The organism is Kitasatospora sp. NPDC048722 (genome assembly GCF_040650235.1).
GTDB lineage: Bacteria > Actinomycetota > Actinomycetes > Streptomycetales > Streptomycetaceae > Kitasatospora.
Genome location: NZ_JBEZGX010000001.1, coordinates 264,531 through 290,615 on the forward strand (window position 1 = coordinate 264,531; position 26,085 = coordinate 290,615).

The following is a 26,085-nucleotide window of genomic DNA, read 5'->3' on the forward strand; positions in this document are numbered from 1 at the left end:
GGCCACGCAGTAGCGGACGGCCGCTGCGGCCGCTCCCGCCGATCCGGTCGCGCTGACCTGGAACCGTTCTGGCCCTCCAGGCAGCCGCACCTGTTCGATCAGACGTGTCCGGGCTCGCCCAGCGCGTCCCGGTCCTCCGCCCGCTGATTCCGGACTCCGGATCCCGGACCCGCCGTCCGGATCAGCCCAGGCAGTAGCCCGGTCGACGCGCAGACGACTCCACCCCGTCCGTCACGCGCGAAATGAGCGGCACACCATGTCTTCTTCTTCCACGGCCACCCTGCCCCTGCCCACCGCGACTCCGCACCTGCGCGCGGTCCGCTCGGTCCACCCCGTTCAGCCCGTTCCGCCTGTTCCGTCCGTTCCGTCAGGAGCCATCAACTCCCAGGGCCGGTCCGCGCGTTCGGTTCCGCCGCACGTGCTCCCGCCCCGGCCCACCCCGGCGGTCGCTCCGGCCGCGGCACCTCCGGCGCCGCCGCAGTCGCTGCTGGCGGCGCTGCCGGAGGGCGCGTCCGTCGTCGCGGCGCTGCCGCAGGGCGCGCTGCCGCAGACCCTCCTAGCCCAGTACGGCGCACAGTTCGGCGACCCGGCCGGGCGTCCGATGGTCGGGTACCTGGTGCTCGTGCCGGCGGAGAACCCGGCCGGCACGGGCGCGACCGCGGTGGGTCCGGCGGGCGGCCCGGCCGGCGCGTCGGCCTCCCGACCGGCCCGCCCGGCGGGCCGGGGCATCACCGTCGACAACGAGCGGCGCAACGCGTACGTGGACGGGCGGCTGCTCGACCTCACGTACCTGGAGTTCGAGCTGCTCGCGCACCTCACGGAGCACCCGCAGCGGGTGCACACCCGCGACCACCTGGTCTCCGCCGTGTGGGGCTACGGCCACGTCGGCGACGGCCGGACGGTGGACGTGCACGTGGCCCGTCTGCGGCGCAAGCTCGGATCGGCCTACCGCGACACGATCGTGACGGTCCGCCGGGTCGGCTACAAGTACACGCCGGTGGCGTGAGGGGCCGCCCCACGGGGGGCCGACGGCGAACAGCGGACAGGGAACAGATGACAGATAACAGATTTCAAAATCTGTCATCTGTCATCTGTCACCCGCCCGCCCGTCACCGGCTCAGTCGGTCGATCTCCGCGAGCTCCTCCATCGTCAGCGGGCCGCCGTTCAGTGCGTCGATGTTCTGGTCCAGTTGCGCGACGCTGCTCGCCCCGATGATCACCGATACCACCCGCGGGTCGCGCAGCACCCAGCAGAGCGCGAGCTGGGCGAGCGTCTGCCCGCGCCTCTCCGCGACCTTGGCGAGCGCCCGGAGCTGCTCCAGCCGCGCCCCGTCGAGGGCCTTCTCGCTCAGGAACTTCCCGACCGACATCCGCGACCCGGCCGGCACGTCGCCGGAAAGGTAGCGGTCCGTCAGGAGGCCCTGTGCGAGCGGGGAGTAGGCGATCAAGCCGGTCTGGGTGTCGCCGACGGCGTCCAGCACGCCCTCCTCGACGTGCCGGTTGAGGATCGAGTACGCCGACTGGTTCATCAGCACCGGCGTCCCCAGCTCGCGCAGGATCGCCACCGCCTCCCGGTGCTGATCCGCCGGGTAGTTGGAGATGCTTGCGTACAGCGCCTTCCCCGAGCGGACCGCGCTGTCCAGCGCGCCCATCGTCTCCTCGATCGGGGTCTCCGGGTCGTACCGGTGCGAGTAGAAGACGTCGACGTAGTCGAGCCCCATCCGCCCGAGCGACTGGTCCAGGCTGGCCAGCAGGTACTTGCGGCTGCCGCCGTTGCCGTGCGGGCCGGGCCACATGTCCCAGCCGGCCTTGGTGGCGATGAACATCTCGTCCCGGTACGGGCGGAAGTCCTGCGCGAAGAGGTGCCCGAAGTTGCGCTCCGCGCTGCCGTACGGCGGGCCGTAGTTGTTCGCCAGGTCGAAGTGGGTGATCCCGCGGTCGAAGGCGCGGCGCAGCACCGCCCGCTGGACGTCCAGGGGTTGGGCGTCGCCGAAGTTGTGCCAGAGGCCGAGCGAGACGGCGGGCAACTGCACGCCGCTGCGTCCGGCCTTTCGGTAGGTCATCGAGCCATAGCGGTCATCCGAGGCGAGGTAGCTCATGCCGGACATCTTGCCAGCCGGTGCGCGTGGATCAAGGCCTTGCCCGCCCCTTGGCCTTCGCCTGCACGCCGCCCCCTGGCTTTCGCCCGTGCCCCGCCCCTGGCCGTCGTCTGCACCTCCGACCCCCGGGGTCGCTTTGCGCTCGCTGTGGCAGCGCCCGTGCGTGACACGGCGTGACGTGACGCGTGCCACCGGCATGGGCGGTATGCCGCCAGGCGGTGTGGGGGATGACGATCGGGCGAGGGAACGCGGGCGAGGGACCGTGGCCGCCGGGGGGCGGCGCACGGTCCTCGGTCGTCCGGCGGACGGGTGTGCCGCCGGAGCGGAGAAATCGCCGAGGGGAAACCACTGGCGCTCTGTACCTACTGGTATGTACAGTGATCCACATGGCAACCCAGGACCGTCTCATCGAGAGCACCCAGGAACTCCTCTGGGAGCGCGGCTACGTCGGCACCAGCCCCAAGGCCATCCAGCAGCGCGCCGGCGTCGGCCAGGGCAGCATGTACCACCACTTCACGGGCAAGCCCGACCTCGCCGCGACCGCCCTGCGCCGCAGTGCCGAGGAGATGCGCGCCGTCGCGGAGGCCGACCTCGTTTCCCCGGGCAGCGCCTACGACCGCATCGCCGCCTACCTCCACCGCGACCGCGACGTGCTGCGCGGGTGCCGGATCGGGCGGATGGCGCAGGACCCGGACGTCATCGCCGACCCGCGGCTGCGGGCGCCGGTCGAGGAGACGTTCGACTGGCTGCGCGGGCGGATCGCCGAACTCGTCGCCGAGGGCCAGGAGGCGGGCGAGCTCGCACCCGGTGTCGACCCGGCCGACACCGCGGCCGCGCTGGTCGCCGTCGTCCAGGGCGGCTACGTGCTCGCCCGCGCGGCCGACCGCGCCGAGCCCTTCGAGCAGGCCGTCCGCGGCGCCCTCGCCCTGCTCGCGGTCCACCGGACGACCCGGACGGCCTGAGACCGGGGCCGGACCGCGGGCGAGACCCCGACACGCCCGCCTCGATCAAGCCGCCCACGGAGGAGACCCACCCGTGCACGCCATGCAGTACGAGATCACCCTCCCCGCCGACTACGACATGGGGATCATCCGCAAGCGCGTCGCCGAGCGGGGCCACCTCCTCGACGCCCATCCCGGCCTGGGCCTCAAGGCGTACCTGGTCCGCGAACGCGGGCGTGACGGCTCGCCGGTCAACCAGTACGCGCCGTTCTACCTGTGGCGGACGGCCGAGGGCATGAACGGCTTCCTCTGGGGCCCAGGCTTCCGCGGCCTCAGTGCCGATTTCGGCCGTCCCGTCGTCCGGCACTGGCTCGGCGCCGGGCTCGCGCACGGGCCTGTGGCTGCCGGGCCCGCGGTACCCGGTGCGGACGGACCGGCCACCGCCACCCGCCGGACCGTCCGCCTCCCCGAGACCGCCGACCCCGCCGAAGCCGTCGAGCAGGCCCTCGCCGACCTGCCCGACCACCCCGCGCTGCACACCGCCGCCGTCGCGGTCGACCCGAGCCGGTGGGAGCTGCTCCAGATCGCCCTCTGGTGCGGCGAAGTCCCCGACGACGCGCCCGGCGCCCGCTACCGGGTGCTGCACCTGTCCCGGCCCGAACTCGACCGGCTCCCCGCCGGCCGCCACTGGTGAAAGGATTCGCCACCCCATGACGACCGCGCCCCGGTCCCTCGCCCCTGAGTCCCCCGCCCCTGAGTCCCCCGCCCCTGAGTCCCCGGCCCCCGACTCCCTCGTGCCCGCCGACCTCGCTCCCGCTCCGCTCGATCGCGAGGCCGGTTACGCCCTGCTCGCAGACCTCGCAGGACCGGCCGCCGTGTCGACCCTCGGCGGCCTGGACGGCCTGGCCCCGGGTTTCGCCGACTGGATCGTCACCGCCCTGTTCGGCGGCACCTACCAGCGCCCCGGCCTCGCCCTGCGCGACCGCCAGGTCGCGAACCTGGCCGCGCTCACCGCCCTCGGTGGCGTCGAGCCGCAGCTCGCCGACCACGTCCGCAACAGCCTGCGGATCGGGATGACGCGTGAGGATATCACCGAGGTGATCGTCCACCTGGCGCCCTACGTCGGGGTACCGAAGGCCCTGGCCGGCCTGCGCGTCGCCACCGCGACCTTCGCCGAGGCGCAGCCGGCCCAGCGGGCGCAAGCAGTGCAGACGCAACAGGCGGCACCGCCCGTCCAGCGCCAGGACATCGCACAGGACCAGGACGTGCAGCGGGAGGCCGACGCGTGACCGCCGCCGTCCGAACGGTCCTGGGCGACGTCGAGCCGGCCGAACTCGGTGTCACCGATTCCCACGACCACCTCTTCATCCGAAGCCCGCTGCTCCCCGGCGAAGAGCTTGACGACCCGGTCGCCGCCGAGGAGGTCCTGCGCTCCTTCGCCGCTCGCGGCGGCCGGACCTTCGTCCAGTGGACCCCGCACGGAATGGGACGCGGCGCCGACGCGCTCGCCCGCCTCTCGCGCACGACCGGCGTCCACGTGGTCGCCGCCACCGGGATGCACCAGGCGGTCCACTACGCCGAGGACGCCCGCGGTCTGTCCGCCCGGTACGACGGACTCGCCGAACGCTTCGTCACCGAGCTGACCACCGGGCTCCCCGGCGCTCCCGAGGGCGTCCGCGCCGGGCTGATCAAGGTCGCGTGCGACGTGGGCGTCAGCAGCTCGCACACCCGTCTGGTCATGACGGCCGCGGCCGAGGCCCACCACGCCACCGGGGCCCCGGTCGCCGTCCACCTCGAACCCGGCGGCGACCCGCACTTCGTGCTGCTCTGGCTCCACGGCCGCCACGGCGTCCCGGTCGACCGGATCGTCCTCGGGCACCTCACCCGCCTTCCCGACGTCCGCCTGCACCGCGAACTCGCCGACGAGGGAGTCTACTTGGCCCTGGACAGCCCCTCGCGGGCCGGCCACCCGGAGGACCATCAGGCCCTCGACCTCATCGCCGGCCTCGTCGACGCGGGCCACGCCGACAGGCTGCTTCTCGGCGCCGACACGACCACCCGCGCCGCCCGCCGGGCCGGCGGCCCCACCCGCCTTCTCACCGACCTCGCACCGCGCCTCGGCCGCACGTTCGGCCCCGAGCTGCCCGAACTGCTCCTCACCGCCAATCCGGCAGCCGCCTTCGCCACCGACTGGTGCACCCCCTGAGGTTGGTGCCCCGTCCCTCCGGTCGGCTCTGACGCCGGCTCTCCTGCCGTCTCTCCTGTGGCCGACTCCGCCCGCCCGGGTTTCAATCCGAGTACCCCGACGGACCACGCCACCCAGAGAGGCGGACCGACGATGCACTCCTGGCTCGCTCCCGCCCGGCTCGCCGTCGCCGCGATCGCGGCCGTCGCCCTCGGCTTCTCCGGCTATCACGCGGCGACCGGTTCCACCGGGGTGGTGAACCACTTCGGCTACTTCACCATCCTCGCGAACGCGGCCGCGGTCGTCGTCCTGGCGCTCGGTGGACTGGCGGGCCTGATCGGCCGCGGCCCCGTGCCCGACCCGGTGCGCGGGGCGGTCGTGCTCTACCTGGTGATCACCGGGCTGGTGTACGGCACGGTCCTCGCCAAGTACCCGGACCAGCTGACGATCCCGTGGGTCAACGACGTGCTCCACCGCGTCATGCCGCTCGCGGTGCTCGCCGATTGGCTGATCGACCCGCCGGCGCGCCGCCTGCGCCCGACGGTAGGGCTGTGGTGGCTGGGGTTCCCGCTGCTCTATCTGGGCTACACGCTGCTCCGGGGCTGGGCCGTCGGCTGGTATCCGTACCCGTTCCTCGACCCCGGCGTGCACGGCGGGTACCGGCGGGTGGCCGGTGCGTGCGCCCTGGTGGCGGCGGCGTTCGTCGTGGTCGGGGCGGCGGTCCTGGCGGTCGGCAACGCCCTCGCCGCCCGCCGCGACGCCCACGGCACCGCCTGGCGAGGCCGCCGCGCCCACGCCAGGACGACCTGAAGCCGACGAACAGCTGACAGATGACAGATTTCGAAATCTGTCATCTGTCAGCTGTTGTCTGTCAGCCGCCGGCCGTCACCCCACGCTCCGGCCCGCCGGCTCACATGTGAGTGCCGCCGTCGATGCGGATCTCGGTGCCCGTGACGAACGCGCCGTCCTCCGACGCCAGCATCGCGATGACGCCCGCCACGGTCTCCGGCCCCGCGAAGCCCTGGCCGATGGCGGGGGCGAGCTTGGCGAGCAGGCCGAAGTCGGCGTCGGCCGGCAGGCCCGGACTGTTGGTCATGCCGCTGTCGATGCTGCCCGGGGCCACGCATACCGCTCGCAGGCCCTGCTTCGAGTACTCCGATGCGATGGCGTGCGTGAAGGACTGGATGCCGCCCTTGGTCGCCGCGTAGGCGGCCATGTACGGGTGGGCGAAACTCGCCGACGTGGAGCTGAAGTTGACCACCACGCCCTTGCCGCCCGCGAGCAGAGCCGGCAGTGCCTCGCGGGTCATCAGGAAGGTGCCGGTCAGGTTCACCGCGAGGAGCTCGTTCCAGAACTCCAGGCTGGTCTCGTGGGTGTGCGAGGAGCGCAGAATCCCGGCCGCGTTGACCAGGACGTCCAGTCCGCCGAGGTCCGCGACCGCCTCGGCGACGCCCGCGACGACGGCGCTCTCGTCCGAGACGTCCAGCACCGCGGTGGTGAGGCGGCCGGCGGTGCCGTCGGCGGTCGCACGGTCCGCGGTCCTCTGCAGGCCGTCCATGCTGACGTCGACCGCGACGACCTGGCCGCCCTCGGCGAGGACCCGGTGCACGGTGGCCTGGCCGATGCCCGACCCGCCGCCGGTGATCAGGACGTTCCGTCCGCTGAAGCGCTCCATGGTGGTACTCCGTTCGTTCCCGTGGCCTCTCGACCCCAAGAGCCACGGTACGCCTGGATGGCATAACGTGCCAATAAGTCTCGACATGCCACTAAGGCGCGAGCTGCCTTCCTGGCACCAGACGCGTACGCTGAGCCCGTGACCGGACGTCCCTCACTGACCCAGCGCCGCCGCGATGCCACCCGGCTGGACATCGCCCGCACCGCCGCCGCGCTCTTCGCCGAACGGGGTGCCGAGGCGACCACCGCCGAGGAGATCGCCAACGCCGCGGGCATCTCGCTGCGCACCTTCTACCGGTACTTCTCGGTCAAGGAGGACGCCGTCGCCCCACTGCTCGCGGCCGGTGGGCGGCGCTGGGTGGAACTGTTCGCGGAGAGCTCCGCCGACCTGCCCGTGCGCGAGGCGCTGGAACGCTCGGCGGTCGCCTCGCTGACCCCGGCCGACGAGCCCGCCGCGGAGGCCATGCACTGGACCCGCAGCCTGCTGCGCGACCCCCGCCTCGCGGGTACCTGGCAGCGCGTCCACGCCGACTCCGAGGACCGGCTCCGCGGCGTCCTGGCCGACCGCTGCCCGGAGGGCGCGGACGCGCTGGAGATCCGCCTCGCCGCCGCTGCGGCGACCTCCGCGATCCGGGTCGCCCTGGAGGAGTGGGCCCTCTCTGACGCCCCCACGACGGGCCCGGGTTCACCGCAGGAACTGGGCGCCCGCTGCATGCGCGAACTCACCGGGGGGCTGCGCCTGTGGAGCCGGGTGCCGTGAGCCGACTGCGCGTCAGCGGTCCTCGAAGGCCGCGGCCGGCAGGGGTTCGACGCCGACGGCGCGGCGGATGCGAGTGGGCTCGATGGGAACGGTGACGCGCCGCTCGCCGGGGATCCCCCACTCGTAGCGCTCCGCGCCGAGGTACTTGCGGGCGAGATCGTCCATCCTGCGGTCGGCCCGGTCGCCGGTCACGAACTCCACGGCCCGGCCGTGGATCTGGACCCGGTCGTACGGGTCGGTCGGGTCGGCGTCGGAGAGGCAGACGCGCGGGTCGCGGCGCAGGTTCCGCTCCTTCGTGCGGCCGGGGGCCGTGTCGAACAGGACGAGGTCGCCCTCCAGGTCCACCCACATCGGAGTGACGTGCGGGGCGCCCTCGGCGTCCGTGGTCGCCACGTACCAGATCCGCGGCTCGCGAACCCGGGCCCGGATCTCCTCGTTCCAGCCGCCCACCGCGCTACCTCCAGGGATCCCCGATCACCTGACGTTCCATCAGATCGGGCTCGGGGAGGCGGCAGCTTTCAGGTGACAGATTTCAAACTCTGTCATCTGAAAGTTGTCATCTGTCACCAGAAACCCCGGCCCGCTAGGGTGGAAGATCGCGTCCCGACGGGGAACCGGGGAGGTGCCCCGGATGTCCTAGCGGCGGGGGCGTGAGTTCGAGGCGTGGGAGCAAGTAGGACATGGGGCTGACGAGCCACAAGGTGTTGGCGCTGACCGTATTGATCGCCGTCGTGATGATGGCCGGCACGGTCTGGCTGTGGCCCAGACTCGCGAGGAAGACCTGGCAGGCGGTGCTCGGCCGGATCGGCACGCTGCTCGCCACCCAGTTCACCGTGCTCGCCGCGATCGGCCTCGTCGCCAACAACTACTTCTCCTTCTACAGCAGCTGGGACGACCTGCTCGGCACCGGTGGTGACAACGGCCCGGTGGTGATCCACAACAAGGCGGACGCCTCCGGCCGCCTGCTCGTGGAGACGATCGGCCACGCCTCCGTCCAGGGCGGCGGCGCGATGGGCCGGGAGCCCGCCAAGTCCGGCGAGATCCGCAAGGTCCGGATCGACGGCAAGCTCACCCGGCTGTCCACCGAGGGCTACGTCTACCTGCCGCCGCAGTACTTCCAGCCCGAGTACGCGCAGCGCCAGTTCCCGGCCGTGATCGTCAGCACCGGCTTCCCCGGGCAGGCCGAGAACCTGATCACGCGGTTCAACTACCCGGGCGCGGCGCTCAAGCTGCTCCAGGAGGGGAAGATGCAGCCGACCGTCATGGTTCTCATGCGTCCCTCGCCCGCCCTTCCGCAGGACACCGAGTGCGAGGACATCCCCGGCGGCGCGCAGTCCGACACCTACTTCACCAAGGACGTCCCCTCGGCGATCCAGGCGAGCTTCCGGGTCTCCGCCGACCCGCAGGCGTGGGCCTTCATGGGAAACTCCACCGGCGGCTACTGCGCGGTCAAGCTCGCCATGCGCCACCCGGAGGTCTTCCCGACCGCCGTCTCCCTCTCCGGCTACTACCGCGCCGCCGAGGACCCGACCACCGGCGACCTCTTCGGCGGCAGCCGGCAGCGCCGCGACGAGGCCGACCTCATGTGGCGGCTCAAGAACCTGCCGCAGCCCACGGCGGCCGTCCTGCTGGCGGGCACGAAGCAGGGCGACGGCGACTACCGGCACGACACCGAGGCGTTCATCGACGCGGTGCAGAGCCCCGGCCCGATGAAGGTCTCGTACAGCATGCTGGAGACCGGCGGCCACAACTTCGAGACGTGGAGCAAGCTGCTGCCGTCCTCGCTTGAGTGGTTGTCCGAGCACCTCAAGGTCCCGAACCAGCCAGGCCAGCCGGCCCCCGCAGTCTGACGGCCACCGCAGCCGGCCGGTCCCGCAGTCCGACGGCCCCCGGGCTCGCGGTCTGACGGCCCCCGGGCTCGCGGACCTGCCGGCCTCAGGCCACCCGCTCCAGCGTCCCCGTGTGGAGCTCGCCGACCCGGCCGCCCTCGCCCTCGAAGGTCCAGAACGCGCGCACCGTCAGCCGGGCCAGGTCCATCACGTGGCTGACGGTGATGCCGCTCTGCTCGGTCCAGCTGACGAAGTACACGTCGGGCGCGACCTCGGCGACATGGAGCGCCACGTCCTCCCACTGGCCCGCCGACTCGCCGAGGCCCTCCCAGCGCAGCCGCTTGCCGTCGGCCGAGTAGGCGTTGCGGAAGGCCGCGCCGTTGTCGGCCCGGAAGAGGTAGGTGCGGCCGGCGAAGGCGGGCAGGGGCGCGGTCATGGTGGGGCGGTTCCTCGTCTCTGCGGGAGGGGCGCGGTGCTCTTGTGCACGGCGGTGGATGTCGGACCTCCAATTTATCCGATCGGGCGAGCTCGCACGGCCACTGCCAGTGAAGGCGCACCCCCGTCACCGTCACCCCGCAGGGCCGTCGTGAGCGCGCTCGACACCACCGGCATCGCGACGGTCGGCGGCACCCGGCTGCTCGGCGGGCCCAACAACCTCGAACCTGCCCTGGCGCCGGACGACGCGGCCCGGATCCGGGCCCGGCTCGCGTGATCATCCACGGCCCGCCGGGACGCCCGCCAACTGATCCACTGCGTACCGTAGTTGATCGACACGACTGTGAGCTGCGCGACAACCCGCCGCGACGAGTTGTCCGTTCACGGACCGACTGCCTAGCCTGCAACGGCGTCCGCCCTCGCGGACCCCGCCGCCGGGACGCCGAGTCCCGTCCACCCGACGGCGGGCAACCGAGCACCACGGCGGACGGGAGCGGGGGAACCAAGGTCAGCGCCACGACCCGGCACGCCCCCGCGCGTCCGGGCCACGGCTTGGGGTGAAGCCGCTCCCACAGGCGGCCGGGCGACCTCTCAGTCCGAACCCGACAGCTCACCTCGCAGGCGTCGCAGAGGACACCCCATGCACCAGCCTGCCCGACGCCCCGTGCCCCGCCACGCCCGCCCGTCCCGCCGCGGCCGCACCGCCGCGCTCGCCGCCACCGGCGCGCTCGCCATCACCGGCGCCGGCCTGTTCGGCCTCCAGTCCGCGCCCGGTGCCCAGGCCGCCACCGGCCCGACCGTCACCCAGGACCGGCTCGCCCCGGCCACGATGGTCGCCGGCCGGGCCGCCGGCGCGACCCTCACCGTCCACTCCTCGTCCTGCTTCACCGCCAAGACCGTCGGAGTCGGCGTGCGCGACGCGGCCGGCGACAACCTCGACTTCCCCGGCAACGCCACCAATGTGTCGATCTGCCCGTGGAGCTACACCTTCACCAGTGGCGCGCGTGCCCTGCCGGCCGGCACCTACACCCAGTTCGGGTTCTGGCAGGACTTCGGCGGCGCCTGGCACAACCTGCCGTCGCAGCAGCTGGTCGTCTCCAGCACCCCGACCGTCACCCCGGCCCCGACCGTCACCCCGGCCCCGACCGTCACCCCGACCCCGTCGGCCACGCCGACGCCCACGCCCACGCAGGCCCCGAGCGCCACCGCTGCCCCGAGCACCCCGGCGCCGTCCTCCCCGATCGCCGGCAAGTCGCTGACCTGGTCCGACGAGTTCAACGGCCCGATCAACTGGGGGCAGCGCTGGGTCGGCGACAAGAGCAGCTCGTACAAGTACGGCAACCACAACCCGGACGACAACAAGCTCGACTGGCTGGACCCGAACAACGTCAGCGTGGCCAACGGCGTCGCCACCTTCACCGCCGCCCCCGGCAGCAACACGCTGGAGAACGGCAAGCAGTCCTGGAACACCGGCTTCCTCACCACCGAGGGCTCCAGCGAGGGCTTCCAGGTCAAGACCGGCGACTACGCCGAGACCCGGGTCGAGCTGCCGGCCGGCTCCGGTGCCTGGCCGGCCCTGTGGACCTGGAAGAACGGCAACGGGGAGATCGATTCCTTCGAGTACCACCCCGACAACCCGAACCTCCTGGAGCTGACCAACCACGTCAACCCGGGCAACGCCGACTACTACACCAACGCGAACGCGGTCGCGAAGGACCAGTGGGTGACCATCGGCACCTACTACGGCGCCAACTCGGTGGACTGGTACGTCAACGGCGTGAAGGTGTTCTCGGACGGCAAGGGCGTCGGCTCGAACTTCTCCGCCTACCTGATCCTCAACCTGTCGGTGTGCGCGGGGCAGTACCACCCCGCGCCGCAGGGGACCGCCCCGATCACCTTCGCCGCCGACTACGTCCGCGTGTACCGGTAACCGGACCGGCACGCAGCAGCCCTCAGCCGGCAGCCGTCTCGACGACCTTGATCTCGTACGGCTGCCGGTGGTTCCTTACGCCCGGGTCGTCCGCGCTGCGCACCTCCACCGACCCGCCGCGGAGCCGGCCCACCGGAACGTCGGGGGAGAGCTTCACCGGGACGAGCGCGGTCGCGCTGCGTCCCTCCGGCAGGCCGGGACCGAAGACGCAGCGCACCTGGCGGCCCGGCTCGAGCACCACGCAGTTCTCGGGGAAGTACGGACCGATCGGCGTCACCCCCGGCGGCAGGGTGATCAGGACGGTGATCGGCGAGGCCGTCGTGTCCGGGCCCTGGTTGGCCACGAAGCCGTGCACGGTGGTCGTGCCGCCCGGCGGCGCGGGGTCCGGGTCGATCCGGACGACCTCGAGGTGCGAGTACGACGGCGCGGCGGCCGGGGAGGGCGGTGCGAGCTGCAGCGCCGGCCGGGGGTCGGGCCGCTGCCCGGCCCACGACGGGTCGGCGGTGAGCGTCGCCACCGCGCAGCCCGCCGCGACGGCCACCGTCAGCCACGTCCCGCTCCGTGCCGCGCTCCCCGTCCTGCCGTGAAGCCCCGTACGCCTGCGCTCCATCGCCGTTCACCGTGCCCTCGTGCTCCGGCCGCCCGCGCCGTCGCGGGCCGCGTCCGCACCAGGGTGGCCGAGCGACGGGCGGCCGTTGCCGCGCCCCGCCCTCCGTCCGCCCTAACGGAGGAACGCGTGCACGGGAAGTCGACCAGTCCGACTTCCCGTGCACGACACATCAGCTGACCATCCGTCAGGGGGCGAGGACCTGTCCCAGCCGGGCCGCGATGTCGTGCATCACCGAGACGAGCGACGCCGCGCCGTCCTGCTGCTCCAGCGCCCGGATGCGGGCCTCGGGGCCGGACACCGACAGCGCCGTCGGCGTCGGCGCGCCCGGAACGGCGAGCGCGATGCAGCGCACCCCGATCTCCTGCTCCTGGTCGTCGACGACGTACCCCCGCTCGCGCGCCTCGGCGAGCTGGTGCAGCAGCTCCTGCGGGTCGGTGACGGTGTACTCGGTGTGCGCGGGCAGCGTGTTGGGGCCGAGTACGGCGCGCGCCTCCTCCTCGGGGAGCTGGGCGAGCAGGGCCTTGCCGACGCCGGTGCAGTGCGGCTGCACCCGCCGGCCGACCTCGGTGAACATCCGCATCGAGCGGCGCGACTGCACCTGCCCGACGTAGACCACCTCGCCGCCCTCCAGGACCGCGAGGTTCGCGGTCTCGCCGGTGGCCTCCATCAGCTCGGCCAGGTAGGGGCGGGCCCAGCTGCCGAGCAGGCGCCCGGCGGTCTCGCCGAGCCGGATCAGCCGGGGGCCGAGGGTGTAGCGGCGGGCGGTGTCCTGGCGGACGTAGCCCTGCTGCACGAGGGTGCGGACCAGGCGGTGGATGGTCGGCATCGGCAGGCCGGAGGTGGTGGAGAGCTCGCTGAGCGTGGCCACGCCGCCGGAGTCGGCCAGCGCCTCCAGGAGCTGGAAGGCGCGTTCGACGGACTGCACGCCGCCGCTCGCGCGGTCGGCGCCCGTCGTCGATGCTGTGTCGGGGGTCGCAACCACCGGCGTTCCCTTCGCTGTCGGGGAGGAGTAGAGTCCCGGCGATCACATCAACAAACCGTTGAAATTCTGTATCGCGGAAACTAGTCTCCACCTTACAGAATCGAATGCGCCGACAGGTGGGTTCGGATCAAGGAAGTTCCCCAAGGAAGCTCCCACCGGAGCTCCCTTCGCCAGGCTCAACCGTCTTAGGAGTGTCCTGCTCATGGCCACAGATCAGGGACCCGGCGTCTCCCCCGCCGCTCCGGTCGTCACTGTCGCCGGTCCGCGCGTCCACCGGGCGGAGGAGGTGCTCACTCCGGAGGCGGTCGCCTTCGTCGTCGGCCTCCACCGCACGTTCGAGGGCCGTCGCCAGGAACTCCTCGCCCGGCGAAAGGCTCGGCGCGCCGAGATCGCGCAGGCGGGCACGCTCGACTTCCTCCCCGAGACCGCTGACGTCCGCGCCGGCGACTGGAAGGTCGCCGAGGCACCGCGTGCCCTCCAGGACCGCCGCGTCGAGATCACCGGCCCCACGGACCGGAAGATGGTGATCAACGCCCTCAACTCCGGCGCGCGGATCTGGCTGGCCGACTTCGAGGACGCGACCTCCCCGACCTGGGAGAACGTCGTCAGCGGCCAGGTCAACCTGATCGACGCCTACGAGGGCCGGATCGACTTCACCAGTGACGCCGGCAAGGCCTACGCCCTCAGGCCCGCCGCCGAACTCGCCACCGTCGTGGTCCGCCCGCGCGGCTGGCACCTCGACGAGAACCACCTGCTCGTCGACGGCGTCCCGGTGGCCGGCGCGTTCTTCGACTTCGGCCTGTACTTCTTCCACAACGCGGCCCGGCTGCTCGCCAGGGGTCCGGAGGACCCCAACTCCGGCCCGTACTTCTACCTCCCGAAGACCGAGAGCCACCTCGAGGCGCGGCTCTGGAACGACGTGTTCACGCATGCCCAGGCCCAGCTCGGCATCCCGCACGGAACCATCCGCGCCACCGTCCTGATCGAGACCATCACCGCCGCGTTCGAGATGGACGAGATCCTCTACGAGCTGCGCGACCACGCCGCCGGCCTCAACGCCGGCCGCTGGGACTACCTGTTCTCGATCGTCAAGAACTTCCGCGACGCCGGCCGGCACTACATCCTGCCGGACCGCAACAGCGTCACCATGGCCTCGCCCTTCATGGCCGCCTACACCCGCCTGCTGGTGCAGACCTGCCACAAGCGCGGCGCCCACGCGATCGGCGGCATGGCCGCGTTCATCCCCAGCCGCAAGGACCCCGAGGTCAACGCGGCCGCCCTGGAGAAGGTCAGGGCCGACAAGGACCGCGAGGCCGGCAACGGCTTCGACGGCTCCTGGGTCGCCCACCCGGACCTCGTCCCGGTCGCCCGCGCCTCCTTCGACGCCGTGCTCGGCGAGCGGCCCAACCAGAAGGACAACCCCGGGCCGTCCGAGCCGGTCACCGCCGCCCAGCTGCTCGACATCGCCGGCGCCGGCGGCACCTGCACCCACGCGGGGCTGCACAACGCCGTCCAGGTCGGCATCCGCTACATCGAGGCGTGGCTGCGCGGCCTCGGCGCCGTCGGCATCTTCAACATGATGGAGGACGCCGCCACCGCCGAGATCTCCCGCTCGCAGATCTGGCAGTGGATCCACAACGGCGTCGTGCTTTCCGACACCGGCGAGAAGGCCACCGCCGAGCTGGTGCGCGGCCTGGTCGCCACGGAGCTGGCCGAGCTCCGCGCCGAGCTGGGCGAGGCCGGGTACGCCGGCGGCCGCTGGCGCGAGGCCGCCCAGCTCTTCGAACAGGTCGCCCTGGACGAGGAGTTCGCGGACTTCCTGACCCTCCCCGCGCTTCCCCTGCTGGGCTGACCCCAAGCTATCCGCCGGTGCCACTGCCGCACGCCTGCCGCGGTGGCGCATCCCGGCGGGCCACTACTCCGTTCCGTACGGCGACGAATCCACCTGTCCTCTCGTCGCCGTACGGAGCGGCCTTTTTTGTCACGGCTCCTCTGTCGTGGCCCTTGTTCTCGTGAGGAGTTCACCCATGGCACGCATCTTCTTCAACGGCCAGGCGATGGCCGGCGGACCGTTCCACGCCAAGGTCGCCGACGCGCTGGTCGGGCCGGCCCGGACCGCCCCCGGCTACCGCTTCTTCTCCATCGACCACAGCGGCGGAACGGACGTCTGCCCGGGGCTGCTGGCGGACCCGGAGGTGGACAGCGCGATCGACGGCGAGCTGTACGACATCAGCCTGGAGCGACTGCGGGACGTCATCCTGCCCGGGGAGCCGCGTGAACTCGAGCTCGGTGTGATCGAGCTGGAGGACGGCTCCGCGTGCCTGTCGATGCTGCTCGCCCGCGGGGAGCTGGAGCGCGGCGTCCACCGCGAGATCACGCACCACGGGGGGTGGCGCGCCTACCTGGCGACGCTGGGACGCACGGCCTGACGCGGTCGGCCCGGCCGGGCACCCTGAGCGGCTGACGGCTGGCGACTGGCAGTGAACGACATACAGGTGACAGATAACAGATGACGAAAGTTGTCATCTGTTATCTGTCACCTGTATGTCGTTCCCCCACCCCGGCCCGACCCCCGCCCCGCCCCGACATTCCGACACGCCGCAGCCCCGGACCCTCGCCGTGGGTCCGGGGCTGCGGTCCGCGCACCGGGTGTGGCGCGCGGAGTCCGGGTCACGCACCGTCCCTGGGCGGCCCGGAGTACAGGGAACGGAAAGGAGCGGGCTACCGGTCCGTCAGACCGGGCGGGCTGCCAGCTCCTTGGCCGCGCGAGCGCAGTCGCGGGCGATGCGGTCCTCGTTGACGGTGGTCAGCTGGCCCTTCTCGACGACGGCGTTGCCGTTGACGAAGAGGACGGACAGCGGCGGCAGCGCGCCGAACGTCAGGGCGGCGACCGGGTCGGCGATGGACGAGTGCATGATCCCGTCGATCTTCCACAGCGCCAGGTCGGCGAGCTTGCCGGCCTCGATGGAGCCGATCTCGTTCTGCCGGCCGAGCACCCGCGCGCCGCCCATGGTGCCCAGGCGCAGCGCCTGGCGCCCGGTCAGCGCGGTCGGGTAGCCGTGCAGGCGGTTGATGAGCAGGGCGTTGCGCAGCTCGGTGCCGAGCTCGCCGGACTCGTTGGACGCGGTGCCGTCGACGCCGAGGCCGACCGGTACGCCGGCCTTGATCATGTCGGGCACGCGCGCGATGCCGGCCGCCAGGCGGGCGTTGGAGGACGGGCAGTGGGCGACGCCGGTGCCGGTCTCGGCGAACTTGGCGATGTCGGAGTCGTTCATGTGGACGCAGTGCGCCATCCACACGTCCTCGCCGAGCCAGCCGACCGACTCGAAGTAGTCGGTCGGGCCCATGCCGAACAGCTCCTTGCAGAACTGCTCCTCCTCGGCGGTCTCCGAGCCGTGGGTGTGCAGTCGCACGCCCTTGCGGCGGGCGAGTTCGGCGGACTGCCGGAGCAGGTCGGTGGAGACGGAGAACGGGGAGCAGGGCGCGATGGCGACGTGCAGCATCGAGCCGAAGGAGGAGTCGTGGTACTTGTCGACGGCGGCCTCGGAGGCGGCGAGGATGTCGTCGAGCTCCTCGACGGCGTGGTCCGGGGGCAGACCGCCGTCCTTCTTGCTGCGGTCCATGGAGCCGCGCAGCGCGGTGAAGCGCAGGCCGAGTTCCTGGACGGCCTCGACGGAGGCGCCGAGGACGTCGCCGCCGTCCTTGGGGAACACGTAGTGGTGGTCGGAGGCGGTGGTGCAGCCGGACTTGAGGAGTGCGGCGGCGGAGCCCTGGCTGGCGGCGTGGACGAGCTTCTCGTCGATGCGGGCCCAGGTGGGGTAGAGGGCGACGAGCCAGTCGAAGAGGATGTCGTCCTGGGCGAGGCCGCGGGTGATCCACTGGTAGAAGTGGTGGTGGGTGTTGACCAGGCCGGGGGTGACGAGGTGGCCCTCGGCGTTGATCCGGCGCACGACGTTGTCCAGCCAGGCGGGGGCGGGGCCGCTGCCGACCGATTCGATCTTGTTGCCGAGGATGACCACGTGGCCGCGGGCGTGCTCGGTGTCGTTGGCGTCGACCGTCGCGATGGCGGCGTTCTCGATGACGATCCGCTGGTCGGCGGGTGGGGGCTGGACTGCCATGGTGTTGCTCCTATGGGGGAGGGCGAGAGCGGTGCCGCGCGCAGCGCGCCCGTGGAGGGGCGGCGGCGGGTGACGGGTGGGGGCGCGTAGAACGGGAACGCGCCCCCACCCCGCCGGTCAGGACGGTGTCACCGTCGGCACCGTCGTGCCGGGTGGCTCACCGGCCGCTGCGCGGCGGGCGGCCCCGACGTGGTGGAAGAGGAGGTTGAGCAGGACGGCCGTCACGGTGCCGGCCGAGATCCCGGAGTGCATCAGGGTGCGGACGGCCTCCGGGAACGAGTCGTAGAACGCGGGTACGGCGATCGGCACGATGCCGACGCCGAGCGAGACCGACACCAGGATGGTGTTCGAGCCGGACTCCATGCCGGCCTCCGCGAGGGTGCGGATGCCGCTCGCCGCGACCGTGCCGAAGAGCACGATCCCGGCGCCGCCGAGGACGGGCTGCGGCACGAGGGAGACGAGCGAGCCGAGCACGGGGAAGAGCCCGAGCAGGACCAGGATGCCGCCGCCGGCCGCGACGACGTAGCGGCTGCGGATCTTCGTCAGTGCCACGAGCCCGATGTTCTGGGCGAAGGCGCTGGCGGCGAAGCCGTTGAAGACCGGGCTGAGCGCGGTGGCCAGGCCGTCGGCGCGCAGGCCGGCGGCGAGCGTGGGTTCGTCGGCCTCGCGGTCGACTATTCGGCCGAGCGCGAGCATGTCGGCGGTGGACTCGGTCATCGAGACCACCATGACGATGCACAGCGAGACGATGGCGGCGGCGTCGAACTCGGGGGCGCCGAAGTGGAACGGGGAGGGGAGCGCGAAGACCTTCGCGTCCTTGACCGGGCCGAAGTCGGCGAGGCCCAGCGGGAAGGCGATCAGGGTGCCGAACGCCAGGCCGACGAGCAGGGAGAGCTGCTGCCAGAAACCGCGCAGCAGCCGGTTGCAGAGCACCACCGCGACGAGGGTGATCGCGGCGAGGCCGATGGCCCGCATGGAGCCGAATCCGGGGGCGCCCGGCGAGCCGCCGCGCGCCCAGTTCACCGCCACCGGCAGCAGGGACACCCCGATGAGGGTGATCACGGTGCCCTGGACGACGGGTGGGAAGAACCGGATGAGCTTGCAGAAGTACGGTGCCGCGAGGAAGCACAGGACCCCCGCGACGATCACCGCGCCGAAGATCACCGGGAGGGCGTGCTTCGGTCCGTGTTCGTTGGCGATGGCGATCATGGGCGCGACGCCCGCGAACGACACGCCGTTCACGAACGGCAGCCGCGCGCCGATCTTCCAGACGCCGAGGGTCTGGAGCAGGGTGGCCAGTCCGGCGGTGAACAGGCTGGCCGAGATGAGCAGGGCGAGTTCGGCGGGGGAGAGTCCCACGCCGGCGCCGACGATGAGCGGGGGCGCGACGACTCCCGCGTACATCGCGGCGACGTGCTGGAGTCCGGTGGAGACGAGCTTCACCGGGGACAGCACCTCGTCCACTGGATGGGTTCCCGGTCCGGGCGGCGTGCCGGGGAGGCCTGGGACGCCGCCCGGACCGGAAGATCTTGCAGGGGTGGAACCGCCGTCGGTGGTGCTGGTGTTGCTGGGTGCCATGTCGAGCCCCTCTTGTGCCCGCGGCTCCCGGCGCGCCCGTGGCGCTGGAGACTGCCGGATGCTTCCCTGGCCGAGGGCGGGACGGCGGTGCAAGAGTCCCTCGGCCGGCCTCTCCAGTGCCCCGGGCCGGCCGCCGTGAGGCAGGCACGAACTCCGGTGGGTGGGGGTGGAGAAACACGTGGAACAGGTAGTGACAAGGGTGGTGCGGGGGATGGTGCTGGAGGTGGTGCCGTAGGTGGTGCGAACCGCCCGGACTCGGCCGGCCGATGGGGGCCGGAGGGTGCGGCGATGCCGGGCGGTGTCCATGGCGGGGGAGGTCAGACGACCGGGATGACCGGGACGACGCCCTCGCGGTGCACGGTGCCCTCGATCAGGCCGTACATGCGGTCCGCGGCGTAGTAGACCTCGTTGTCGTTCTTGAGGCCGAAGGGCTCCAGGTCGACGAGGAAGTGGTGCTTGTTGGGCAGCTCCAGGCGGACCTCGTCCACCTCGGAACGGTTGTTGAGGACCCGGGTGCCCATCGAGTGCAGGGTCTGCTGCAGCGAGTAGGAGTAGGTCTCGGCGAAGGCCTCCAGCAGGTGCCGCTTCACGTGGGTGTAGGAGCGGTTCCAGTTGGGCTGGGCCTCGCCGTCGCGGCCGCTGTAGCCGTACTTCCAGCGGGCCGTCACCTGGGTGGCGAGGATCCGGTCGTAGGCTTCCTGCAGGGTGGTGTACTTGTCCTTGATGTAGCCCCAGAACTCCGAGTTGGTGGAGTTCATGACGATGAGGTCCTTGAGGCCGGAGATGACCTGGACGGTCTCGCCGTCGTAGACGACCTCGGTGGTGCGGGTCTCCTGGCCGGTGCGGACGAAGGAGTGGCCGACCTCCTCGGAGCCGATGAAGCGGGCCGAGCTGTCCGGGGTCTTGATCCGGTCCCAGGCGTACTCCTCGATCCGGATGCGGGCGCTGTGGACGACTCCGCGCTCGGTGTCGTCGACGAAGTGCCGCGCGAGGATGATGCCGAAGGCCTCGGCCGACTCGATCCCGTACTCCTTGGCGAAGGCGTAGACGGTGTTCTTGGTGGTGTCGGTGGGGAGGCAGTTGGCGTTGGAACCGGTGAGGTGGACGTCCTCGAACTCGCCCTGGAGGGAGACCGAGACGTTCAGGTCCTTGATCTCGTGCCGGGTGGAGTCGCGGTAGACGCGTACGATGCGGTTCTCCGCCTTGCCGTACTGGTTCTGACCGAGCACGTGGGCCATGACTTTGGCTCCTTGAGCTTCCAGGTCGGTCTACTAGCTTCCGCGGTAGACCGAGTATCCGAACGGGTTCAGCAGCAGCGGCACGTGGTAGTGGTGCTGCGCGGGCGCGACCGTGAAGACGATCGAGACCTCGGGGAAGAACGGCTTCTCCGCGGACCGCTGCGCGTGGTACGCGGCGGTGTCGAAGAGCAGCCGGACGACCGAGCCCGCCTCCACGGCCGGCAGGTCCTTGGCCCGGCCGTCGGAGTCCGTGGCGGAGGTGCCGAGCACCTTCCAGCCACCCTCGGTGTGCAGTGCGAGCTCGACCGGGACGCCCTCGGCCGGGCGGCCGAGGCTGGTGTCGAGCACGTGGGTGGAGATGCCAGTCATGGGTGAAGTGACCTTACTGATGGCAGATGTGGGGTTGCCGCGACGAGCGCGGTGCGGTCCGTCGAGTGCGCTCCGGAAGCGATCTGACGGATCGTCAGGATCGAGGATCCGTCGAGTCGGTCGCGGGTCGAACCGGGGGGTGGTTCTGACGATACGTCAGAACGGGCTCAGGACTCGTCGAGCAACCGGTTGATGCGGATGTCGTTGATCTTGCGCAGCTCGCCCCGGACGATCTCCGCCTCGGTGGCGGGGTCGTTCGGGTGGCGCTCGCGCAGGGCGGCGAGCATGGTGGCCGCGGTACGGCCGGTCGCGCAGATCAGGAACACGTGGCCGAACTTCGCCTCGTAGGCGGCGTTGGCCTCGTGCAGTTCGTCGAGGAGCGCTTGGTCCACGCCCTGGATGCCGGCCTGTTCGCGCTCGGAGGTGGCGTCGCCCGCCTTGGGCTTGCCGATCCGGGCGTGGCCGGCCATCGCGTCGTGCAGGTCCGCGACCGTCAGCGACCGCATCGCCGCCGCGTTGGCGGCGAGCAGGGCGCTGCGGTCCGACCAGGGCTTGGCCTCCGCGACGGCGGCGGCCCAGCGGGGGCTGGAGCAGATCTCCAGCAGGATCGTCTCAAGCTCGGCGGCGTCGGCCGCCGCGAGGGCGTCGAGGGCGTGGGGGTGGTTGGTCACAGGTGGACCTCCTGAAGAGTGGTGCCACCCGCACAAGCTAGATCGGCCCCACCCGGCCGTCAACACTTTGTTTAACGGTTGGTGGTTACGTTTTGGGCGGGCCCGTGTTGCCGGGCCGTTTCGTGTGCGATTCGCCAAGTGTGCCCCGCCGGAGGGTGATCCACACTGGAGCGCACCGGCGGGGCCGCCCGTCTCGGGAGGGCTGCGCCGGTGGCGACCCCGGACTGCCTCAGGAGGACTTCGAGCCGTCCTGGCGGTTGAGGTAGTTGTACACGGTGAAGCGGCTGACGCCGAGCGCCGAGGCGACGGTCTCCACCCCGTGGCGGACGGTGAAGGCGCCGCGCTCCTCCAGGAGGGCGACGACCCGCTGCTTCTCCCAGCGGTCGAGCTCGGCCAGCGGGCGGCCGTCGAACTGGCGGGTCATCTCGGCCAGCAGTCGGTCCAGCGCGCTGCTCAGGTGCGGCAGCCGGACGGCCAGCGCCGGGGCGCCCTCCCACTCCAGGACGACGTCCTCGGCCTTCGCCTCGCCCAGCGGGACGGGCGTCGCGCCGACCGCGTCCAGCAGGGGCTTGACGGCCGCGGCGAGCGGGTGTTCCACGTGCTCGGTCACGGCGTACCGCCCTCCTCCCGCGTCGCGCCGGCCGCCGCGCCGCCGTTGCCCTCGTCGTCGCCCAGCACGCTGACCTGGACCGAGATCCGGGTCGCGCCGGCGTCCAGGGTCTCGCGGAGCAGCCTGGTCACCGCGGTGAGGACCTGGTCGGCCTCGCCCTCGGCGCCGGTCCCGAAGGGGCCGACCGAGACGGCCAGGCCGGCATCGTCGACGACCTTGCGGGCCGCCGCGGCGTGCTCGGGGAACGTGTCCAGCTCGAACGGTTCTGTCGTGAACTCCACCATCAATCGCACCCGCTCACTGTAGCGAGCGGGGGTGGGGCGGGGCAGGCCCTGGGTGATCGGACAGCGCCTGGCCCCCCGCGGACGGGTTTCCGGGTCACTTCAACAAATTGTTGCGACGGCCTTGACAGTCGATCGGCGGGCCGGAGATGCTTCCACCACGCAGAATCCCTCTTCCGGATTGTGGAAGTTGAGGATGTCGGAAGAGAGTGAGAGGTGAGTGACGTGACGGCAGCCTCCCGGCACAGCTTCACGGTCAACCTGTCGATCCTGTTCGGTGAGCTCCCGCTGCTGGAGCGCCCGGCCGCGGCCGCCGCCGCCGGCTTCACGGCCGCCGAGCTGTGGTGGCCCTTCGGCGAGGAGCACGACCCCTCGCAGGCCGAGCTGGACGCGCTCCGCAAGGCCTTCACCGACGCGGGCGTACGGCTCACCGGCCTCAACTTCCTGGACGACCTGAGCAAGGGCGTCCGCGGTACGGTCTCGGTGCCGGCCGACAAGGAGCGCTTCCGCGCCAACGTCCCGGTCGCCGCCGAGCTCGCCGCCTCGCTCGGCGCCACCGCGCTCAACGCGCTGTACGGCAACCGGGTCGAGGGCGTCGACCCGGCCGAGCAGGACGCGCTCGCGCTGGAGAACCTGGTGCTGGCCGCGAGGGCCGCGCACGAGGTCGGCGCGGTCCTGCTGGTCGAGGCCCTCAACGTGGTCGAGTCCCCGGACTACCCGCTGGTGTCGGCCCCCGCCGCGGTCGAGATCGTCGACAGGGTCAACGCGGCCACCGGGCTCGGCAACGCCAGGTTCCTCTGCGACCTCTACCACCTGGCCAAGAACGGCGAGGACCTGGCGGCCGTCATCGACACCTACGCCGACCGCATCGGCCACGTGCAGATCGCCGACAACCCGGGCCGCAACGAGCCCGGCACCGGCGGCCTGGACTTCGAGGACCTCTTCGCCCGTCTCTCCGCCGCCGGCTACACCGGCTCGATCGGCCTGGAGTACCGCCCCTCCACCGGCGTCAGCGCCGACAGCTTCGGGTGGCTGCCGCGCGAGCTGCGCGCCGCGAAGTAGCACCGCGCCGCGATGCAGCACCGCGCCGCGATGCAGCACCGCGCCACCGGGCGCACCGCGCCGCGAGCGCGCCCCGGCCCGCCCCGCGGGCCGGCCACCCAGCCCTCCCCACCTACGGACAAAGGAACGACGCGATGAGCCGCAAGATCGCCTTCGTCGGCCTCGGCATCATGGGCAAGCCCATGGCCATCAACCTGGTCAAGGCCGGGCACGACGTCACCGGTTTCGACCTCTCCCAGGCCTCGATCGACGCCGTCGTCGCGGCCGGCGGCCGGGGTGCCGCCAGCATCGCCGAGGCCGTCGAGGACGCCGAGGTCGTCATCACCATGGTCCCGGCCGACCCGCACGTCGAGGCGGTCATCCTCGGCGAGGGCGGCGTGCTGGAGAACGTGAAGGCCGGCACCCTCGTGATCGACATGTCCTCGATCACCCCGCAGACCTCCATCAAGGTCGGCAAGGCCGCCGTGGAGAAGGGCGTGCGCGCCCTGGACGCCCCGGTGTCCGGTGGCGAGGCCGGTGCCGTCGAGGCCGTCCTGTCGATCATGGTCGGCGGCGAGGCCGCGGACTTCGCCGAGGCGAAGCCGCTGTTCGACGCCCTCGGCACCACGGTCGTCCACGTCGGCCCGGCCGGCGCCGGTCAGACCGTCAAGGCCGCCAACCAGCTGATCGTGGCCGTCAACATCCAGGTCCTGGCCGAGGCCGTGGTCTTCCTGGAGAACGCGGGCGTCGACCTCGCCGCCGCGCTGGACGTGCTCGGCGGCGGCCTGGCCGGCTCGACCGTGCTCAACCGGAAGAAGGCGAACATGCTCAACCGCGAGTTCGCCCCGGGCTTCCGGATCGACCTGCACCACAAGGACATGGGCATCGTCACCGACGCCGCCCGCGCCGTCGGGGCCGCGCTGCCGGTCGGCGCCGTGGTGGCCCAGCTGGTCGCCTCCGCCCGCGCCAACGGCGACGGCTCGCTCGACCACTCGGCGCTGCTGCGCGGCGTCGAGCGGCTCTCGGGCCGCGAGGTCAAGTAACCCGCCGGGCTCCCCCGGGGAGCCCGGACAGACTCCTCCTGGTGGCGTGTACCTATCCGGTCGTGCCCGCGCCACCAGGAGGCCAGGCCCGACCGGCAGCCGGGCCGGGGCTCATCCGCCCGCCTGCCGGTCGACCCAGCCGGTGACGCGTCCTCCCTGTCGGGGGCACTTCGGTCGTGCCCGTGACGCGTCGCCCGGCCCCCTCCCTGCCGAGGGGAGCCCCTCGTACGTCGGAAGCGGGACGAGGGGAACGGCGGGAGGGGGCCGCCCCCCGGGGCCGTCCCGGGGCACCCGGGAACCCGGGGCCACCCTGGCACCGCCCGGCACCGCCCGGCACCGCCCGGCACCGCCCGGCACCGCCCGGCGTCGTCCGGGCAGGGGATGGCACCCCCGGGCCGCCAGGGCCCAAGCTTGAGGAACCAGCCGCACCCGTACGGAAGTGAGGACCGCGCCATGCCCGCCACCCCCCACCAGGGCCATGTGGTCGTAGCTCCCGACAAGTTCAAGGGCACCCTGGAGGGCGCCGAGGTCGCCGCCCGGATCGCCGCCGGCATCCGCCGCGCCGCGCCCGGTACCGAAGTGCGCGAACTGCCCGTCGCCGACGGCGGCGAGGGCACCCTGGCCGCCGCGCTCGCGGCCGGCTTCACCCGTGTCCCGGCCAAGGTGGCCGGCCCCACCGGCTTGCCGGTGGACGCCGCGCTCGCCGTGCGGGACGACACCGCCGTGGTCGAGCTGGCCCAGGCCTCCGGCCTGGCCCGGCTCCCCGGCGGGCGCACCGCCCCGCTCGCGGCCGGCTCCTTCGGTGTCGGCCAGCTGATCGGCCGGGCCGTCGCGCTCGGCGCCAAGCGGATCGTGCTCGGCCTCGGCGGCAGCGCCTGCACCGACGGCGGCGCGGGCATGGTCCAGGCGCTCGGCGTCAGCCTGCGCGACGCGGACGGCAACGAACTCGCGCCCGGCGGAGCGGCGCTGCGCAGGCTCGCGACGATCGCCCTCGGCCCGGTGGCCGACGCGCTGGCCGGCGTCGAGGTCGTCGTGGCCTGCGACGTCGACAACCCGCTGCTCGGCCCGCGCGGCGCCACCGCCGTCTACGGCCCGCAGAAGGGCGCGGACGGCGACGACCTGGTGGTCCTGGAGGAGGGCCTGACCCGCTTCGCGGACAAGGTCGCCGAGGCCACCGGGCGGGACGTGCGAGAGGCCCCCGGCGCCGGGGCCGCGGGCGGGGTGGGCTTCGCCGCCCTCGCCCTGCTGGGCGCCACCATGCGACCCGGTATCGAGCTGCTGCTCGAACTGCTGGGTTTCGACGAGGCCGTGCGTGGGGCACGCCTCGTCGTCACCGGCGAGGGCTGCCTGGACGCGCAGACGCTCCACGGCAAAGCCCCCGCCGGCGTCGCCGCGGCGGCCACTCGGGCGGGGGTTCGGGTGGCCGCTGTGGCGGGGCGGCTGGAACTGTCGGAGAACGAGTGGCGCTCGGCCGGCTTCACCACCGCGATCGCCCTCACCGACCTGGCCGAACAGCCCGGCGACAGCATGACCAGGGCCGCCGAACTGGCCGAGACCGCGGGGGAGCGGCTGGCCGGGGCGCTGCTGGGCGGCTGAGCCGTGCACCCGCGTACGCGTGGCGGCCGAGGCGCGCGGACACTCGTACGTTCCTCCATTGACGTTTTGTTGAAGGCGGGCCTAGGCTCCCGGCA

28 protein-coding genes and 1 riboswitch are annotated in these 26,085 nt (G+C 72.3%); of the genes, 15 read left to right on the top strand and 13 right to left on the bottom strand.

Annotated elements, in window-relative coordinates:
- Window positions 1–256: 256 nt before the first annotated feature.
- The gene (locus tag AB0C76_RS01130; RefSeq protein ID WP_359957654.1) at window positions 257–1,006 is read left to right on the top strand and encodes a winged helix-turn-helix domain-containing protein; all 750 of its coding nucleotides are present in this window, start codon (window positions 257–259) and stop codon (window positions 1,004–1,006) included.
- Window positions 1,007–1,109: 103 nt separating this feature from the next.
- On the opposite strand, the gene AB0C76_RS01135 is transcribed toward AB0C76_RS01130, so the two are convergent.
- Window positions 1,110–2,099 (bottom strand): aldo/keto reductase, encoded by a 990-nt coding sequence (locus AB0C76_RS01135; RefSeq protein WP_359957657.1) that lies wholly within the window; start codon window positions 2,097–2,099, stop codon window positions 1,110–1,112.
- 386 nt (window positions 2,100–2,485) lie between these two features.
- Here AB0C76_RS01135 and AB0C76_RS01140 point away from each other — a divergent pair, with 386 nt between their 5' ends.
- The 5 genes from AB0C76_RS01140 (at window position 2,486) to AB0C76_RS01160 (ending at window position 6,035) form a co-directional block, all read left to right on the top strand.
- Window positions 2,486–3,061, top strand: coding sequence for a TetR/AcrR family transcriptional regulator (locus AB0C76_RS01140; protein ID WP_359957660.1), 576 nt, complete (start codon window positions 2,486–2,488; stop codon window positions 3,059–3,061).
- A 73-nt stretch (window positions 3,062–3,134) separates the two neighbouring features.
- Entirely contained in the window at window positions 3,135–3,734 is a 600-nt protein-coding gene (locus tag AB0C76_RS01145) for a DUF4865 family protein (protein ID WP_359957663.1), read from the top strand.
- A gap of 16 nt (window positions 3,735–3,750) precedes the next feature.
- A complete protein-coding gene (locus AB0C76_RS01150; RefSeq protein ID WP_359957665.1) occupies window positions 3,751–4,329 on the top strand; it encodes a carboxymuconolactone decarboxylase family protein in 579 nt (192 codons plus the stop codon).
- On the top strand, window positions 4,326–5,246 hold the full coding sequence (locus tag AB0C76_RS01155; protein ID WP_359957668.1) for a phosphotriesterase: 921 nt from the start codon (window positions 4,326–4,328) through the stop codon (window positions 5,244–5,246). Before AB0C76_RS01150 ends, AB0C76_RS01155 begins: the two co-directional genes overlap by 4 nt.
- 132 nt (window positions 5,247–5,378) lie before the next feature.
- Entirely contained in the window at window positions 5,379–6,035 is a 657-nt protein-coding gene (locus AB0C76_RS01160; protein WP_359957671.1) for a Pr6Pr family membrane protein, read from the top strand.
- Between the two features lie 100 nt (window positions 6,036–6,135).
- On the opposite strand, the gene AB0C76_RS01165 is transcribed toward AB0C76_RS01160, so the two are convergent.
- Entirely contained in the window at window positions 6,136–6,900 is a 765-nt protein-coding gene (locus AB0C76_RS01165) for an SDR family oxidoreductase (RefSeq protein ID WP_359957674.1), read from the bottom strand.
- A gap of 138 nt (window positions 6,901–7,038) precedes the next feature.
- Between AB0C76_RS01165 and AB0C76_RS01170 the strand changes: the two genes are divergently transcribed.
- Window positions 7,039–7,659 carry a TetR family transcriptional regulator gene (locus AB0C76_RS01170; protein WP_359957676.1) on the top strand — a complete coding sequence of 207 codons (621 nt, stop codon included), beginning with the start codon at window positions 7,039–7,041 and terminating at the stop codon, window positions 7,657–7,659.
- 12 nt (window positions 7,660–7,671) lie between these two features.
- Here the strand turns inward: AB0C76_RS01170 and AB0C76_RS01175 are convergent, their stop codons facing one another.
- On the bottom strand, window positions 7,672–8,109 hold the full coding sequence (locus tag AB0C76_RS01175; protein WP_359957678.1) for a TIGR03618 family F420-dependent PPOX class oxidoreductase: 438 nt from the start codon (window positions 8,107–8,109) through the stop codon (window positions 7,672–7,674).
- A 230-nt stretch (window positions 8,110–8,339) separates the two neighbouring features.
- Here AB0C76_RS01175 and AB0C76_RS01180 point away from each other — a divergent pair, with 230 nt between their 5' ends.
- Window positions 8,340–9,509, top strand: a complete 1,170-nt coding sequence (locus AB0C76_RS01180; protein WP_359957680.1) for an alpha/beta hydrolase-fold protein — start codon at window positions 8,340–8,342, stop codon at window positions 9,507–9,509.
- Between the two features lie 85 nt (window positions 9,510–9,594).
- Here AB0C76_RS01180 and AB0C76_RS01185 read toward each other — a convergent pair whose 3' ends face one another.
- The gene (locus AB0C76_RS01185; protein ID WP_359957683.1) at window positions 9,595–9,924 is read right to left on the bottom strand and encodes a MoaF N-terminal domain-containing protein; all 330 of its coding nucleotides are present in this window, start codon (window positions 9,922–9,924) and stop codon (window positions 9,595–9,597) included.
- A gap of 150 nt (window positions 9,925–10,074) precedes the next feature.
- Between AB0C76_RS01185 and AB0C76_RS01190 the strand changes: the two genes are divergently transcribed.
- Entirely contained in the window at window positions 10,075–10,200 is a 126-nt protein-coding gene (locus tag AB0C76_RS01190) for a hypothetical protein (protein ID WP_359957686.1), read from the top strand.
- Between the two features lie 189 nt (window positions 10,201–10,389).
- Window positions 10,390–10,562, top strand: a riboswitch (cyclic di-AMP (ydaO/yuaA leader).
- A 1-nt stretch (window position 10,563) separates the two neighbouring features.
- The gene (locus tag AB0C76_RS01195) at window positions 10,564–11,853 is read left to right on the top strand and encodes a glycoside hydrolase family 16 protein (protein ID WP_359957689.1); all 1,290 of its coding nucleotides are present in this window, start codon (window positions 10,564–10,566) and stop codon (window positions 11,851–11,853) included.
- Between the two features lie 22 nt (window positions 11,854–11,875).
- On the opposite strand, the gene AB0C76_RS01200 is transcribed toward AB0C76_RS01195, so the two are convergent.
- Together AB0C76_RS01200 and AB0C76_RS01205 are read right to left on the bottom strand one after the other, a co-directional pair.
- A complete protein-coding gene (locus AB0C76_RS01200; RefSeq protein WP_359957691.1) occupies window positions 11,876–12,394 on the bottom strand; it encodes a hypothetical protein in 519 nt (172 codons plus the stop codon).
- A gap of 253 nt (window positions 12,395–12,647) precedes the next feature.
- A complete protein-coding gene (locus tag AB0C76_RS01205; protein WP_359957694.1) occupies window positions 12,648–13,445 on the bottom strand; it encodes an IclR family transcriptional regulator in 798 nt (265 codons plus the stop codon).
- A gap of 202 nt (window positions 13,446–13,647) precedes the next feature.
- Here AB0C76_RS01205 and aceB point away from each other — a divergent pair, with 202 nt between their 5' ends.
- A complete protein-coding gene (gene aceB, locus AB0C76_RS01210) occupies window positions 13,648–15,297 on the top strand; it encodes a malate synthase A (protein WP_359957696.1) in 1,650 nt (549 codons plus the stop codon).
- 175 nt (window positions 15,298–15,472) lie between these two features.
- Window positions 15,473–15,874, top strand: a complete 402-nt coding sequence (locus tag AB0C76_RS01215) for a gamma-glutamylcyclotransferase (RefSeq protein WP_359957699.1) — start codon at window positions 15,473–15,475, stop codon at window positions 15,872–15,874.
- 303 nt (window positions 15,875–16,177) lie between these two features.
- On the opposite strand, the gene AB0C76_RS01220 is transcribed toward AB0C76_RS01215, so the two are convergent.
- The 7 genes from AB0C76_RS01220 to AB0C76_RS01250 all read right to left on the bottom strand — a co-directional run bounded on the left by AB0C76_RS01220 (window position 16,178) and on the right by AB0C76_RS01250 (window position 22,313).
- The gene (locus tag AB0C76_RS01220; RefSeq protein ID WP_359957702.1) at window positions 16,178–17,563 is read right to left on the bottom strand and encodes an 8-oxoguanine deaminase; all 1,386 of its coding nucleotides are present in this window, start codon (window positions 17,561–17,563) and stop codon (window positions 16,178–16,180) included.
- A 117-nt stretch (window positions 17,564–17,680) separates the two neighbouring features.
- Window positions 17,681–19,027, bottom strand: a complete 1,347-nt coding sequence (locus AB0C76_RS01225; RefSeq protein WP_359957705.1) for a nucleobase:cation symporter-2 family protein — start codon at window positions 19,025–19,027, stop codon at window positions 17,681–17,683.
- Between the two features lie 431 nt (window positions 19,028–19,458).
- Window positions 19,459–20,379, bottom strand: coding sequence for a factor-independent urate hydroxylase (gene pucL / locus AB0C76_RS01230; RefSeq protein WP_359957708.1), 921 nt, complete (start codon window positions 20,377–20,379; stop codon window positions 19,459–19,461).
- Window positions 20,380–20,412: 33 nt separating this feature from the next.
- On the bottom strand, window positions 20,413–20,748 hold the full coding sequence (gene uraH, locus AB0C76_RS01235) for a hydroxyisourate hydrolase (protein WP_359957711.1): 336 nt from the start codon (window positions 20,746–20,748) through the stop codon (window positions 20,413–20,415).
- Between the two features lie 167 nt (window positions 20,749–20,915).
- Window positions 20,916–21,419 (bottom strand): 2-oxo-4-hydroxy-4-carboxy-5-ureidoimidazoline decarboxylase, encoded by a 504-nt coding sequence (gene uraD, locus AB0C76_RS01240; RefSeq protein ID WP_359957714.1) that lies wholly within the window; start codon window positions 21,417–21,419, stop codon window positions 20,916–20,918.
- A 229-nt stretch (window positions 21,420–21,648) separates the two neighbouring features.
- Window positions 21,649–22,029, bottom strand: coding sequence for a helix-turn-helix domain-containing protein (locus tag AB0C76_RS01245; RefSeq protein ID WP_359957717.1), 381 nt, complete (start codon window positions 22,027–22,029; stop codon window positions 21,649–21,651).
- Entirely contained in the window at window positions 22,026–22,313 is a 288-nt protein-coding gene (locus AB0C76_RS01250; protein WP_359958093.1) for a thiamine-binding protein, read from the bottom strand. Before AB0C76_RS01250 ends, AB0C76_RS01245 begins: the two co-directional genes overlap by 4 nt.
- 213 nt (window positions 22,314–22,526) lie before the next feature.
- Between AB0C76_RS01250 and AB0C76_RS01255 the strand changes: the two genes are divergently transcribed.
- The 3 genes from AB0C76_RS01255 (at window position 22,527) to AB0C76_RS01265 (ending at window position 25,990) form a co-directional block, all read left to right on the top strand.
- Window positions 22,527–23,372 (top strand): TIM barrel protein, encoded by an 846-nt coding sequence (locus tag AB0C76_RS01255; RefSeq protein WP_359957720.1) that lies wholly within the window; start codon window positions 22,527–22,529, stop codon window positions 23,370–23,372.
- A gap of 134 nt (window positions 23,373–23,506) precedes the next feature.
- Entirely contained in the window at window positions 23,507–24,394 is an 888-nt protein-coding gene (locus tag AB0C76_RS01260; protein ID WP_359957722.1) for a 2-hydroxy-3-oxopropionate reductase, read from the top strand.
- Window positions 24,395–24,847: 453 nt separating this feature from the next.
- Window positions 24,848–25,990, top strand: a complete 1,143-nt coding sequence (locus tag AB0C76_RS01265; protein ID WP_359957725.1) for a glycerate kinase — start codon at window positions 24,848–24,850, stop codon at window positions 25,988–25,990.
- The last annotated feature ends 95 nt before the right edge of the window (window positions 25,991–26,085 follow it).